Source organism: Clostridium budayi (assembly GCF_055396605.1).
The window spans coordinates 2,508,742-2,522,577 of record NZ_AP042456.1 but is presented as its reverse complement, the minus strand read 5'-3'; the positions used below and the strand labels follow the sequence as shown (position 1 = coordinate 2,522,577).

Below are 13,836 nucleotides of genomic sequence, written 5' to 3'. Positions count from 1 at the left end.
TATTTTAATATCGTTGAAAGAGAAACAAAAGTTTAATATAATAGTGTTAATGCACAAACAGATGGGAGGACAGACCATGAACAAAGAAGAACAGGTAATGGTAGGTTTTAGAGACTTATTTAATAAGATTGCTTGGATTAATAAGCCTAAAATGGAAGAACGTCTTAAGGAATATAAGCCTTCTGAAGTACATTGTATCGAATATATCGGAAAAAACGTAGATTCTAACGTTACAAAACTTGCAGAGTCCTTTTATATGACTAGAAGTGCCATGAGTAAAATAACTAAAAAACTTATAGAAAAAGGATTTGTTGAAAGCTATCAGAAGCCAGATAACAAAAAAGAAATTTATTTTAGGCTTACTAAACAAGGTAAGGAAATTAATAAAATCCATGATAAGCTGCACAAAGAATTTCAAGAACGTGATAAAGTCGTATTTGAAGAAGTAACAGAAGAGCAGCTTGATAGTATGATTAATTTCGTGGAAAAGTATAGTAGACATTTGGATGAAGAAATAAAGAAACAGGGTATAGATATTAAGTTGAAATAAATTTGAATATTGAAAATTAAAACACATGCAGCCAAACTTTATTAAGAGTAGGCTGTATTTTTATTGTTATAATTTTGTTGACAAGGAAACAAAATTACGGTATATTTTTGTTAACAAGGAAACAAAATAATTTTTAGAAGGAGAATTTAGATGTTCAAGTTTAAATCATGTAATAAAGAAAATTCAGAGCAAGCCGTAGATAAACATGCTTTAATATTTGGTCTTATTTCTGTGTTCCTTTGCGGAATAGGCTTCAGTATTATTACACCTGTCGTACCATTCTTAGTACAGTCTTATACAAGTAATGCAGGAGAACAAGCTATAGTTGTTACACTGCTTACATCTGTTTATGCAGTTTGTGTGTTTTTGGCGGCTCCAGGACTTGGAGCGTTAAGCGACAAATATGGTCGTCGTCCATTACTTTTAATATGTCTTTTAGGATCTTCAATTGGGTACTTAATTTTTGGTACGGGAGGAGCTCTATGGGTTCTATTTGTTGGGAGAATAATAGAAGGTATAACAGGCGGAAGTATAAGTACAATCTTTGCATATTTTGCAGATATCATTCCTAGGGATCAGAGAACTAAATACTTTGGATGGATAAGTGCTGTTGTAGGTGTAGGAACCATAATTGGTCCAACCCTAGGTGGATTACTTGCTAAGTTTGGTTATTCTGTACCAATGTACTTTGGCGCAATAGTAACTTTAGTGAATGTGGTTTATGGATTCTTATATATGCCTGAGAGTCTTAACAAAAATGATAGATTGAAAGAGATTACCTTTGTAAGGCTAAATCCATTCACACAACTTGCAAGTATACTTTTAATTAAAAACTTAAAAAGGTTACTTGTATCAGCTTTCCTACTTTGGATACCAAATGGATCTTTACAGGCAATTTTTTCACAATTTACAATGGATACTTTCAATTGGAAACCGGCACTAATCGGACTTATGTTTTCAATTATGGGCTTCCAAGACATAATTTCACAAGGGTTCATAATGCCAAGGCTTTTGATAAAACTTAGTGATAAACAAATAGCAATTCTTGGAATGGTTTCTGAAATTATAGGTTACAGTCTTATTGCATCATCTGCTTTATTTTCATTCTATCCTTTTCTTATTGTCGGAATGTTTATATTTGCTTTTGGCGATTCAATTTTTGGTCCTTCATTTAATGGGATGCTCTCTAAGTCTGTGGACTCTAGTGAACAAGGAAGAATTCAAGGAGGTAGCCAATCTATTCAGGCTTTAGCAAGAATAATTGGGCCTATAATTGGAGGGCAAATTTATATAATACTTGGTCATTCTGCCCCAGCTTTTATGGGGATGATACTTATAGCAGCAGCAATACCAGTTTTATATAAAGGTAGGAATGTAAGTATGTAAATTAGGACAAGCATAATATTTAAAATTAAATAGAGAAATGTTTTAAGAAAATTTCTTATAGTCCTATTATGTTAAGAAATAATATATAATTTTTTAGAAATAAAACTTATATAAAAGGAATTATGTACCAAGGCGTTTTATATAGTTTTTTATTTTAAATCACATTATATTTCTCTCCCTATAGATATAATTATGCCATAGTTATGTGAATATAAAATATAATTTTGGAGGTACATAAAGATGGAACAATTAAAATGGAAGGGATTTAAAGAAGTTAAAGTTGTAGATAAAGTTAAGGAAAGTAAAGATGTATATTCCTTTTATTTAAAAGATATAGATAATAAAAATTTACCCAAATTTTTAGCAGGTCAGTTTATAGCAATAAGAGTTAAAAATAAAGATAATACATATACGTCCCCAAGACAATATACTTTATCTATGAATCATAAAGATGATTTTTATAGAGTTAGCATAAAGAGAGAAGAAAATGGATATGTTAGCAAGAAGTTAGTTGATGAAGTTGAAATTGGAGATACTATTGAGATAACTATGCCACTTGGAAAGTTCTATTTAAAAGATAATAATAAAAATGTTGTTTTAATTGGTGGAGGAATAGGAATAACACCAATGTTAACTATGGCATATGAGGCAGCTAATACATCTAAAAAAGTAGAATTAATATACAGTACTCAAAATGAAGAAAATCACAGCTTCAAAGATGAAATAGAAAAGTTATGTAATGAAAATAGTAACATAAATAGTACAATATTTTATACAAGAGTAAATGAAGAAAAAGATAATTCTAAATATATATCTGGAAGAATGAGCAGAGAATGGATGGAAGAAAATTTAGAAAAAGACAGTGAGTTCTATTTCTGTGGTCCAACAGAATTTATGAGAAGTGTGTATAAAAATCTAATATCTATGGGAATAAATAAAGATGACATAAACTTTGAGATGTTTGATGCAGGTACTGATATAACAAAATAGTATCGTAATATATGTCACTTAATTAAAATTAAATAAAGTATATAATTAAAGGTAAAGAGTAATTAGAATTAAACTAATTACTCTTTATGTGATTTCAAAAATAACTTATGAAAAGGTGATTAATATGAATAATAATTGTACTAATTGTTGTAATAATTGTAGAGGAAAATACTGTGCAAGTAAGGTTCCTATATTTGAAAATTTAGATTGTGATGAGCTTTCAGAAATAGTAAATAGTATTAATCATAATAGCTATTCAAAAGGTGAAGTATTATTTTCTGAAGGAAGCGTAGCAAATAATATGTTTTTTATTAATGAAGGAAGAGTTAAATTATATAAATATACAAAAGAAGGTAAAGAACAAATATTACATATTTTATCAGAAGGAGAGTTCTTTGGAGAGCTTAACTTAGTAAATAGTTCTATACATAACTTTAATGCTCAGGCAATAAAAGATTGTAAAATATGTAGTCTTAGTAATGAAGAAATGAAAAATATAATAATGAAAAATCCTCAAATAGGAATAAAGTTATTACAAAGTGTTGGAGAAAGATTAGATAGTATTGAAAATCTAGCACAAAATTTAGCAACAAATGATGCTGATTCAAGAGTAGCATACTTATTAATAGATTTATTAGAAAAGAGCGGCAATATAAACTCTGATAAAAAAGAAATTAATATACAAATATCAAGAGAAGATATGGCAAATTGTGTTGGTGTAACTAGAGAAACTTTAAGTAGAAAACTTAGAAGCTTTGAAGAAGAAGGATTAATAAAGATAGTAAAAATAAAGCAAATACTTATATTGGATGAAGATGGATTAAGAGATTATATATAACTTTTCATTTTTTATTTTGAATCATATTTTTAATATTAAAAGCTATTTATAATTAACTCATAAATTAAGTTTTAGCAAAACATAATTATTTAACTTAAGAAGAAAATTATAAAAGGAAGGATAAATATGATACATACAATAAAAGATAATGATAATACATTTAAGAATTTACTAAACGGTAAATGGATTTTAGATAAAGACAATTTAATTACGATAAATTCTCCATTAGATAACAGCGTTATTGGAAAAGTTAAAGCTATGTCAAAGGAAGATGTTGATAAAGCAATTGAAGGTGCTAAAGTAGCACAAAAGGAATGGAATAATGTGCCTTTAAATGAGAGATGTGAAATTTTATATAAGGCAGCAGATATATTACTTCAAAACCAAGAAGAATTAACTGATCTTATGGTAATGGAAATTGGTAAGGATAGAGCTAGTGCAAAGTCAGAGGTTGTTAGAACAGTAGATTTTATAAAGTTTACAGCAGATACAGCTAAAAGTATTAAAGGGGAAAGTATTAATGGAGATGGCTTCCCAGGATATAAGAAAAATAAAGTTGTAGTTGTAAATAGAGAACCAGTTGGAGTTGTACTTGCAATATCTCCATTTAATTATCCAGTAAACTTAGCAGCTTCTAAAATAGCACCAGCTATAGTTTCAGGAAATACTGTAGTATTTAAGCCTGCAACTCAAGGAGCTTTAAGTGGATTATACTTAGCAAAAATATTCCATATGGCAGGTGTACCAGAAGGAGTTATTAATACAGTTACAGGAAGAGGTAGTGAAATAGGAGACTATGTAGTATCTCATAAGAATATAAACTTTGTAAACTTTACTGGTAGCACAGAAGTTGGACAAAGAATATCAAAAATAACTACTATGAAACCACTTCTTATGGAACTTGGAGGAAAAGATGCGGCAATAGTTTTAGAAGATGCGGATTTAGACTTAGCAGCTAAAAATATTGTAAAAGGAGCATTCTCATACTCAGGACAAAGATGTACAGCAGTTAAGAGAGTTTTAGTTTTAGATAATGTAGCAGATAAGTTAGTAGATAAAATATCTAAAGAAATAGAAAACTTAAAAGTAGGAAATCCTCTTTCAAATGAAGGAAGCATAGATGTAGTACCACTAATAGATTCAAAATCAGCAGATTTTGTTATGGGATTAATTGAAGATGCAACAGAAAAGGGAGCAGTTATATTAAAAGGTGGAGAAAGAGAGGACAACTTAATTACTCCAACTTTATTAGATAAAGTAACATTAGATATGAGAGTAGCTTGGGAAGAACCATTTGGACCAGTGTTACCAATAATAAGAGTTAAAGATAGTGATGAAGCTATAAAAATTGCTAATGAATCAGAATATGGACTTCAAAGTTCAGTATTTACTCAAGATATAAATGATGCATTTTATATAGCTAACAAGCTAGAAGTTGGTACTGTGCAAGTTAATAATAAGACTGAAAGAGGACCAGACCATTTCCCATTCCTAGGAGTTAAGAATTCTGGTATGGGAACACAAGGAATAAGATACTCAATTGAATCAATGACTAGACCAAAAGCAGTTGTTATAAATTTAAATTAGATGTTTAAAAGGAGAGAAGAAAGATGAAAGTAATTTATTGGAGTCAAACAGGAAATACAGAAAAGATGGCAGAACTAATTGCAAAGGGTATTGAAGAAGGCGGAAAGAGTGCAGAATTAGTTGAATTATCAGGAGTTTCTATTGATGATTTAAAGAATGAAGAAGTTATTATATTTGGTAGCCCAGCATATGGGGCTGAAGAACTTGAAGAAACAGAAGTTGAACCTTTTGTAGCATCACTAGAAGGTAATATAAATGGTAAGAAGGTTGCATTATTTGGTTCATGGGGCTGGGGTGACGGCGCATGGATGAAAGATTTAGAAGAAAGAATTGAATCATACGGTGCAGAACTTATAGGTGAAGGCTTAACAGTTAAAGAATTACCAGAAGGTGAAGATGAAGCTAGATGTATTGAATTTGGAAAATTAATAGCAAAATAATATAGATTAAAAAGCCCTGTAAAGTACAGGGCTTTTTGTTTTTGTAAGAATTTTTAATGGGTAATTCACTAAATTCTTATAAATACAGAAATAAAATATAAATTAATAGAACAAGAAGATTTTGCAAATTTATATCTTTCAGTAATAGATGAAATTTAAAAAATAAAAAAAGATAGAAGTCTGATTAAAATTAGCTTCTATCTTTTTATTATTAAAACTATGCTATCTTACTAACTGACTCAATATGTTTTTGTTCTTTTTCAGTATCAAATTCTTTTTCCCATTTAGATATAACAACAACAGCTAATGAGTTTCCAAGTACATTAACAACAGTTCTTGCCATATCAACAATACGGTCTATACCTGCAATGAAAGCAACTCCTTCTACTGGGATTCCTACAGAACCAACAGTTGCGAGTAATACAACAAAGGATGCACCTGGAACACCTGCCATACCTTTTGAAGTAAGCATTAATACAAGTACTAAGTTAATTTGAGCAGAAAGTGGCAGATGGATTCCATATATTTGAGCAATAAAAAGTGCTGCAATAGATTGATATAAGGTAGATCCATCTAAATTAAATGAATATCCTGTTGGAATAACAAAAGATGTAATTGCCTTAGAGCATCCGAACTTTTCCATCTTCTCCATTAACTTTGGTAAAACTGCTTCTGAACTTGCTGTAGTGAAAGCTAAAATAAGTTCATCTTTTAAAAGTCTTATAAGTGATATAATGCTTGTTCCTGCCATTTTTGCTACAAATCCAAGAACAAAAAATACAAATAAAATCATAGCGCCATAAACAGTAATGATTAATTTCCCTAAAGGAATTAAAGATGCTAATCCAAATTTAGAAACTGTCACACCTATTAAACCAAATACACCAAGTGGTGCAAGTTTCATAATTTGATTAGTTATCCAAAACATTGCATCAGCTACGCCTTGGCATATTGCAAGAACAGGCTTTCCTTTTTCTCCAATTGCAGCTACACCTAAACCAAACATAACTGAAAAGAAAATAATAGGAAGTAAATCTCCTTTTGAAAGAGATTCAAAAATATTAGTTGGAACAATATTTATAAATGTATCCATAAATCCATGACTAGATGCAGTCTCTGCTGTATGCATATATTTATCAATACTAGTAGTTGCAAGGTTACTAATATTTACTCCATTTCCTGGATGAACTAAATTAGCTACAAGTAAGCCTACTATAATAGCAAAGGTAGTTACAATTTCAAAATAAAGTATTGTTTTTCCACCAATTTTTCCAACTTTTTTAATATCTCCTACGCCAGCAACACCAACAACAAGTGATGAAAAGACGATAGGAACGACAATCATTTTAATTAATCTTATAAAAATATCGCCAAATGGTTGTAGATATGAAGTGACAACCGGATTACCATAAAAAACAGCCCCAACTATAATACCTAGTATAAGCCCTAGTATAATTTGGAATGCTAGTCCTAATTTTTTCATTTGATTAATAGCCCCTTTCAGTAGTATGTAATTTACAAAAATTATTTCTATGAATTTTATTAGATTAAATATATGCAAGAATTACATATGTAAAATTTCAATTTACAGACTACAGTATAACATAAAACGACAAAAAAATCCTTATATTTTTTGAAAAATATAGTTTAATATATGTATTTTGAAATTAAACTTGAAAAAATTTCAAAATACATGCAAGTTGGTTGACGACAATCTTTCATTTTGTTTAGTTTATGCAAGATTTACGTTAAAAAATAGAATTTTAATTAGATTTATATTTCATCTAGATATAAAATATAAGTGTTCAATATGATTTATAGAAAAAATGACGAACATTATATAAAATATGAGAGAGTTTATACGATTTAATATTGAAATTTAAATTTGGTGGATTTATGAAATTTTTTTATAGTGCTTGATACATAATTTTATGAAGATGTATGTAGCTTGAAGATATATAGGATATAAATTATAATCTGAATATATGTTAAGGAATAGTTTTATTATTTAGAATAAGAAGGTAAAATAAATATTTATATGACTAATAGTAAGAAAAATAGAAAGGTTGGAATAAATATGATAAAACCAGTTGTAAAGGATATATTATTTTTAGGACAGAAATCAGAAATTGCAACTAAAGAGAATATATCAGTAATTGATGATTTAGTAGATACGTTAAGAGCAAATTTAGAACATTGTGTTGGCATGGCTGCTAATATGATAGGAATAAAAAAACGTATATTAGTATTTAGTGTAGGTAATATTATAGTACCTATGGTTAATCCAGTTATATTAAAGAAAGAGAATAGTTATGAAACAGAAGAAAGCTGTTTATCTTTAACAGGTTTTAGAAAAACAATGAGATATGAAACAATAGAAGTAGAATATTTTGATAGAAAGTTTAAGAAGCATAAAGAAATATTTACTGGATTTACTGCACAGATTATTCAACATGAAATGGACCATTTTGAAGGTATAATAATTTAATAAATAAAATTTATTTTATTATAAAACAGGAAAACAGGCTTACATTAATGTGGGCCTGTTTTATATATATTTTAATATTGGAAATACATTATAATAATATTAGATAAAGCAAATATTAAAATAGTACAAAATAAATATTAGATTAAAATTTATATAGTAATTATAAATAGCATATAAGAATATTATTTAGAGGTGTTAGTATGAAAAAGACATTATATGATTACAAAGAATCAATTAAAAGCTTACCTTTAAAAGATAAATATACAAAAGATGAGTTATTAGTAGATGATTTTTTAGTTGATAAAAAAGATAATATAGAAATTTATTATGCACCCCATAATGAGTATGTTAATCCTAAGGCAAAAGTTTTTATTATAGGAATAACTCCAGGATTTCAACAAATGAGCACAGCAATAGCTACTGCAAGAAAGGAATTAGAGAAAAGTGATGATATAGAACTTATTCAATACAAATGTAAAGTAGCAGGAAGATTTAGTGGAACTTTAAGAAAAAATATAATAAGTATGTTAGATGAAATAGAACTAAATAAGGCATTAAAAATAGATAGTACTTCAGAGTTATTTAAAGAAAAGGATTATTTATTACATACTGTATCATTAATTCCTTACTCAGTATTTGTAAAGAAACAAAATTATTCAGGACACACACCAAAATTAATAAAAAGTGATTTCTTAATGAAGTATGTGTATGAAAATTTTATACAAGAACTTAGAAGTTTAGATAATTTTAAAGATATATTATTAGTACCATTAGGTAGAGCTGTTGAAGAAGTTTTAGTGAAATTAGAGGAAGAGGGAATTATAAATGAGAATCAAATTCTTAAAGGATTCCCACATCCGTCAGGAGCAAATGTTAATAGGATTCCTCAATTACAGAAAAATAAAGATGAGATGATTAAGTTTATAAAGGATAGATTTATGGAGTAAATATTATATTTAATTTGCCTGTATTACTTGCATTTTGTATTACTATAGCAATTATTGTTTTTGGGATGAAAATAATATTAAACCTAAATAATACGTATGATGAATAAAAAAATCCAACAAATTAAATTTGTTGGATTTTTTAATATTTTAACTTATTTAAAGTTTAAGGGGAGTGCGTATTAGATCATTTCAAATAGAATACTATTTTCTTTATGAATATGAACATATAAATCTTTTTCTAATTCTTGAAGTTTCATATATACTAACTTAAAGCTTGTGCATGCCCAGTCAGGTAATTTATAACCATTAGTTTCTCTGTATAAGTCTTGTAATATATGGCCTGCTCCTCTATGTTCGCTTTCAATTATTCCAATATATTCAAATATTTTATCTCTAGTTTTTAGATCTTTAGTTTCTACATATTCAGCTATCATTGGGAATAAATCATTTTCTTCCTTTGTTAAATGTTCTTCTAAATCTATTTTTAATTCACCAAATAATTTATGAACAACTAATAATTGTTCTGGTGCATGTTTGTAGTGAACTCTTGTTACTTTTAAAATTAATTCATCTAATTCTTTTAATATATTAAATGTAAAGTTATGATGTACTTCAACAATGTGGTTCATTAAGTCTCTTGGATCTTCTTTTCTCCAGTCTACATATACTTCATTTGAATTTAAAAAATCATTATAATCTTTATTTAATGAATTTATAAATTCATTATTATTTACATCTATATCACTTAAAGCTTCTATTAAGCTTCTGTTTCCGTGGCAGCAGTAGTCTATTCCGTATTCATTAAATTTTCTTGCTGCTCCTGGATATTCAGAAACAATATCTCCTAATTTTTGTTCTAATCTTAAGTTCTTCATTAAAAATCAACTCCTAATATTTTCGTTTCGCTTTGTATGAGTAAATATTATCAATTAAAATAGTAGATTTATGTGATTTGGATTAAAAAAATTTATTTTCCTAATTATGTTTTGAATCACATAAAAGCGAAAAAATTTAAAATATAATAAGCACATAAGATTGATGAAGACGCAAATAAATTTTGCTTAACATAGGAGGAATAGTAATGAATAGAGAAATTAAATTAAAAGACGATATTTATTCAGTAGGAGTTATAGATGATAGAAAGGTACCATTCCATAGATTAATATTAGAAGATGGAACTACATATAATAGTTATTTATTAAAAACAGAAAAGCCAACAGTTATAGATACAGTAGATTTAATATATACAAAAGAATACATGGAAAACTTAAAATCACTTATTGATTTAAAAGATATACAATATATAGTAATAAATCATACAGAACCAGATCATTCAGGAGCTTTAGGTGGACTAGCAAGACAAGCTACTAATGCAACTATAGTTTGTAGTGAAAAAGCTGTTTATCATTTAAAGGAATTATATAAATTACATGATAGAAATTTCTTAGTTGTAAATGATGGGGATACCCTTGATATTGGAGGAAAAACATTATTATTTAGAATGACTCCATATCTTCATACAGAAGAAACAATGATTACTTACTGCGTTCAAGATAAGATATTATTCCCTTGCGACATATTTAGTACACACTTAACTGCAAAGGAACACTTTGTAAGCAAGACTAAATCAGATATTACAGAAGCATTCACTGTATACTATGATCTTATAATGTCACCACATAGAAAGTATGTAAGACCTATGATTTCTATAGTAAAAGATTTAGATATTGATATGATAGCACCATCACATGGATATATATTAGATGAAAATATTGATAAATACATTTCAATATATGATGAAAAGAGTAAGGAAACTAAAAAGGGTAAGAAGGCTACAATAGTTTATACAACAATGAGAAATGCTACAAAAGGAATCGCTGAAAAGTTAAAGGAAGAATTTGAAGCAGAAGAAATAGAAGTAGCTATATTTAATGCAGATAAGAGTGATGAAAAAGAAATTTTAGAATCTATTGAAAAGTCAGATGCAATACTATTTGGTACATCAACAAAATATGGTGACTTAATAGGTTCAATTGAAAATATATTGAAGAAATTATCTGAAATGAATTTAGAAGGCAAGGTAGCAGGTGCCTTTGGATCATTTGGATGGAGTGGAGAACCTATTGAAATAATCCAAGACTATTTAAATGAAACTAACGCTAATGTCTTAAGTACATCTTCAATAATAAAAACAACTGGTATGATTGATGTTAAGTTCCCAATAAGAGTTAGATTCTCACTTAATGAAGAATCAACTAAGGATGTAGTTAGAGCAGCAGATTATATAAGTTCAATATTATAAAATTTAATGAGACTTACTTAAAACAAATCTGTGCTATTCAAAGAAATATTTGAATAAAGTATAATATAAAAAGGGTTTAAGTGGATTGTAAAATTATGGGGGTTAAAATATGGGAAAAGGTCAAATAGTTACTAATATGCCAAGACGGAAAGATGGTAAAATCGATTGGTTATCGACTAAGGGAATAAAAATAATTATAAAAAGTTATGAATATGGATTAAAAGAATTTAAGGTAATTGATGTGTATAGAGAAGGTAGACTAACATTTTTATCAATTGAATATAATGAAATATATGTTGGAGATGTAGATTGTAGTTTAATATTGAATGGAAATATAGGTGTATTAATAGGTGAAATACCTAAAACAAGATATAAGAAGTACTATAAATATAATAATAATTTAGAAAAATGAAATAATATCTAAATCTCTAAGGATATAAATAATCCTTAGAGATTTTATTTAATTAAGATATATTATATATACTAAATGTTATAACAAAGTACATAATTTTATATAGAATTTTTAAATTAAAATAGAAAAGTTTAAAAAAATACTTCTGTGAAAATAAAATTAATATTATAATATATATACACATATGTAAAAAAATACATGATAAAATAAGGAGAAATGATGAAATTTTCTATATAATATAAATATGAATAAAAGGAGGGGAATATGGAATTTTTAATTTTCATAATAAGTTATGGAGTAGTATTTTTTATAGGGGCAAACATATGGAATAATATAACGAAGAAGAAAAATATATTTAATCTCAATATGAAATTAAGTAAATTTAAAAAAGAAGTAGCTGAATTTATTATATCTATAGTTGTTATAGCGTCACTTATGTATATTTTAGAAAATGTATTTGTAGTTGCAATAATATCTGCAACTATAAATAGTTTGGTTATAAACGTATTAAATAGTAATATGTATTTAAATTAAGGTATATAATAAAAAAGAGTTAGGTAAAAATTTATACCTAACTCTTTTTATTATTTATGTTCTTTATTATAACCTTTTTCAAGCTCTAACATTTCATTATCTTCTAATTCTTTTTCAAGCTTAGCAAACTTTGCAAAGTCTCTTTTTATTTCTGGATCATTAGCTGCAATATAGCAAGTGTTTTTATGACTTTTTCTCCAGTTTGCATATAATGTTTTTAAATTACTCATGTTCAACAACTCCTTTTTCTGTCCATACCTTTATTACAGTCCTCTTTAATAAAAATATCAATAAAGATTCTTTTAATAATGTATTAATAAATAAAAGTAGATACCCTTTAATTGAATATCTACTTTGATAAAACAAAAAAATTAGTTATTTAGTTTTACTAAATATATTACATACAGCAGAAAATGAACCAAATAAAATACCAGCTATAGGGAATATCAACCATGATATATGCCAATTCCCATATACAAAGCTTATAAATAGATAAACACATATTATAATAGGCCAAAATACTGATGCAACAGTTCCGATAATTTTATTGGATTTACGCTTCTCTACACTATACTCATCAATTTGTAATAACTTTTTATAAGTTTCAATTAAAGAACCAGCATTAATAAATAAAAATATAGCTATTCCAACTATAAATAGCAATATAACTACTCCAAAATTTGAAGCCATATCACTAATAATACTACCTAAAATTATAGAAATAGGAGATATAACACAAAGGCAAACTCCTATAATAATTGCGATTATTGATTTTGGCTTTATTTTTCCATATTGGTTTTTCAAGATAAGTTTACTATTAGAAGAAAGCATGAAATTTCCGTCTTCTATAAATTTATATTTTTCAAGTTTGAAAGCAGAATAAATAAAAAGAGCAATAGCAGGAACAATTAAAATAAATAGCGGAACTATTATTACTGCATCAAGGAAGTTTTCGGAAAATCCACTTAAAATAATATTTTCCTCTATAAGGGTAGAAAGAAGAATCAATAAAGCACCAGACATTATACAAAGGGATACACCTATACTTATAAGAAAAAATGAAAATTTGCTATCTTTTAAATACATATTAGCATCTGTAATTTCTAAAATCGGATATTCAGAATTTGAATTATTATCTTTAGTATTATTAATAGGGATATTTAATTCATTTATTAATTCATCTATATTACCAAACTCAGATATTACAATTCCGATAGCTTCATTTTCTGTTTTTCCATCTAATTTTAATTCGTTATACTTATCTTCCATATTAGATAGAAGATCATTTTTTATTTTAATAACTTCAGATGTTTTAGGTAATGGTAAGAACATGGTATCTAGATAATTTATTATAGTTTCCAT

General features: G+C 27.2%; 15 protein-coding genes. 11 read left to right on the top strand and 4 right to left on the bottom strand.

Annotated elements, in window-relative coordinates; genetic code table 11:
• Positions 1-76 precede the first annotated feature (76 nt).
• From ACZ5TJ_RS12140 to ACZ5TJ_RS12115, 6 genes are all read left to right on the top strand, one after another.
• Complete coding sequence (locus ACZ5TJ_RS12140) at positions 77-550, top strand: MarR family transcriptional regulator (RefSeq protein WP_055207860.1); 474 nt, start codon at positions 77-79, stop codon at positions 548-550.
• Between the two features lie 150 nt (positions 551-700).
• On the top strand, positions 701-1,936 hold the full coding sequence (locus tag ACZ5TJ_RS12135; protein ID WP_055207861.1) for an MFS transporter: 1,236 nt from the start codon (positions 701-703) through the stop codon (positions 1,934-1,936).
• A 240-nt stretch (positions 1,937-2,176) separates the two neighbouring features.
• Positions 2,177-2,926, top strand: a complete 750-nt coding sequence (locus ACZ5TJ_RS12130) for an FAD-binding oxidoreductase (protein ID WP_055207862.1) — start codon at positions 2,177-2,179, stop codon at positions 2,924-2,926.
• A gap of 124 nt (positions 2,927-3,050) precedes the next feature.
• Positions 3,051-3,764, top strand: a complete 714-nt coding sequence (locus tag ACZ5TJ_RS12125; protein WP_055207863.1) for a Crp/Fnr family transcriptional regulator — start codon at positions 3,051-3,053, stop codon at positions 3,762-3,764.
• A 126-nt stretch (positions 3,765-3,890) separates the two neighbouring features.
• Positions 3,891-5,351: an NADP-dependent glyceraldehyde-3-phosphate dehydrogenase gene (locus ACZ5TJ_RS12120; protein ID WP_055207864.1), complete on the top strand. Its 1,461-nt coding sequence runs from the start codon at positions 3,891-3,893 to the stop codon at positions 5,349-5,351.
• Positions 5,352-5,374: 23 nt separating this feature from the next.
• Entirely contained in the window at positions 5,375-5,791 is a 417-nt protein-coding gene (locus ACZ5TJ_RS12115) for a flavodoxin (RefSeq protein ID WP_055207865.1), read from the top strand.
• A 217-nt stretch (positions 5,792-6,008) separates the two neighbouring features.
• Here the strand turns inward: ACZ5TJ_RS12115 and ACZ5TJ_RS12110 are convergent, their stop codons facing one another.
• A complete protein-coding gene (locus tag ACZ5TJ_RS12110) occupies positions 6,009-7,274 on the bottom strand; it encodes a cation:dicarboxylate symporter family transporter (protein WP_055207866.1) in 1,266 nt (421 codons plus the stop codon).
• A gap of 594 nt (positions 7,275-7,868) precedes the next feature.
• On the opposite strand from ACZ5TJ_RS12110, the gene ACZ5TJ_RS12105 reads away from it, so the two are divergent.
• Both ACZ5TJ_RS12105 and ACZ5TJ_RS12100 read left to right on the top strand, forming a co-directional pair.
• On the top strand, positions 7,869-8,279 hold the full coding sequence (locus tag ACZ5TJ_RS12105) for a peptide deformylase (protein WP_055207913.1): 411 nt from the start codon (positions 7,869-7,871) through the stop codon (positions 8,277-8,279).
• 200 nt (positions 8,280-8,479) lie between these two features.
• Positions 8,480-9,226, top strand: coding sequence for a hypothetical protein (locus tag ACZ5TJ_RS12100; protein ID WP_055207867.1), 747 nt, complete (start codon positions 8,480-8,482; stop codon positions 9,224-9,226).
• A 179-nt stretch (positions 9,227-9,405) separates the two neighbouring features.
• On the opposite strand, the gene ric is transcribed toward ACZ5TJ_RS12100, so the two are convergent.
• Positions 9,406-10,101, bottom strand: a complete 696-nt coding sequence (ric, locus tag ACZ5TJ_RS12095; RefSeq protein ID WP_055207868.1) for an iron-sulfur cluster repair di-iron protein — start codon at positions 10,099-10,101, stop codon at positions 9,406-9,408.
• 206 nt (positions 10,102-10,307) lie between these two features.
• Between ric and ACZ5TJ_RS12090 the strand changes: the two genes are divergently transcribed.
• From ACZ5TJ_RS12090 to ACZ5TJ_RS12080, 3 genes are all read left to right on the top strand, one after another.
• A complete protein-coding gene (locus ACZ5TJ_RS12090) occupies positions 10,308-11,528 on the top strand; it encodes an FprA family A-type flavoprotein (RefSeq protein WP_055207869.1) in 1,221 nt (406 codons plus the stop codon).
• Between the two features lie 109 nt (positions 11,529-11,637).
• Positions 11,638-11,940, top strand: a complete 303-nt coding sequence (locus tag ACZ5TJ_RS12085; RefSeq protein WP_464200044.1) for a hypothetical protein — start codon at positions 11,638-11,640, stop codon at positions 11,938-11,940.
• 264 nt (positions 11,941-12,204) lie between these two features.
• On the top strand, positions 12,205-12,474 hold the full coding sequence (locus tag ACZ5TJ_RS12080; RefSeq protein WP_464200042.1) for a hypothetical protein: 270 nt from the start codon (positions 12,205-12,207) through the stop codon (positions 12,472-12,474).
• Between the two features lie 50 nt (positions 12,475-12,524).
• Here the strand turns inward: ACZ5TJ_RS12080 and ACZ5TJ_RS12075 are convergent, their stop codons facing one another.
• Positions 12,525-12,704, bottom strand: coding sequence for a hypothetical protein (locus ACZ5TJ_RS12075; protein ID WP_079286310.1), 180 nt, complete (start codon positions 12,702-12,704; stop codon positions 12,525-12,527).
• Positions 12,705-12,849: 145 nt separating this feature from the next.
• Complete coding sequence (locus ACZ5TJ_RS12070; RefSeq protein ID WP_464200039.1) at positions 12,850-13,836, bottom strand: permease prefix domain 1-containing protein; 987 nt, start codon at positions 13,834-13,836, stop codon at positions 12,850-12,852.